This window comes from Thiolapillus sp. (assembly GCF_048562965.1).
Classification (GTDB): domain Bacteria; phylum Pseudomonadota; class Gammaproteobacteria; order Chromatiales; family Chromatiaceae; genus Thiolapillus; species Thiolapillus brandeum_A.
In genome coordinates, this window is record NZ_JBHNMF010001337.1 from 1 (window position 1) to 690 (window position 690).

At 49.1% G+C, this 690-nt stretch carries 1 protein-coding gene; it reads right to left on the bottom strand.

All coding sequences use genetic code 11. The features are described 5' to 3' along the window. Positions 1 to 20: 20 nt before the first annotated feature. A partial coding sequence (locus tag ACOCD2_RS24175) for an ISAzo13-like element transposase-related protein (protein ID WP_419626299.1) occupies positions 21 to 690 on the bottom strand: 670 nt, incomplete at its 5' end.

The window sequence follows — 690 nt, forward strand, 5'->3', positions numbered from 1 at the left end:
AGGGCCTCGGAAAAAATAGATTACCCCAATTTTGTAATCGGATTGATTGTGACAAACCATGATTCCAGATCAGGTTTTCTGTCAAATCGTTTTTCCAATTCACGCATGGCATGCTTACTCAGGGATACTCCCGCTTTATAGGATTTCTTCACTTTCCTTACCACCGGATGAATCCCTTTGTACGCCATACTCCGAGCCAAACCCAAGGTTTTCTCAACAGAATCCAGTAATTCGCCTCGCCAATGATTTTCCAGAACACCCCATAGTCTTTCGACCGGGTTGTATTTGCTGTGATACGGCGGGTAGTACGCCAGTCGTATCCTGATTTGATGTGTATCGCTGAATTCCGTCAACCGCTTCATCCATTGAGTTCGGCGACTGCTGTTCTCCGGACCGTTGTCAGCATTGATGACCAAGGTATGGGGGCGGTCTTCTGGCGCGAAGGTTTTCCACAGTTCCTCCAGTCGATCCACCATGAAGTCTGCTGTGACTTTGCCCTGCGCGAACCACAAGTAACTTTTCGCTTGTTTGGGCAGCAGTATGCCAAACGGCGTTAAGGTGCATTTTGAGTCGAAATCATGGTCGCAGGCCGGTTGGGGACAACGGCTTTTTCCTCCCCGGGAAAAGGGTCCCACCTTGACGGTTGTCTTGGTGTCCAAAGATAACCGTAATACTCCCGGCTGTTCATCA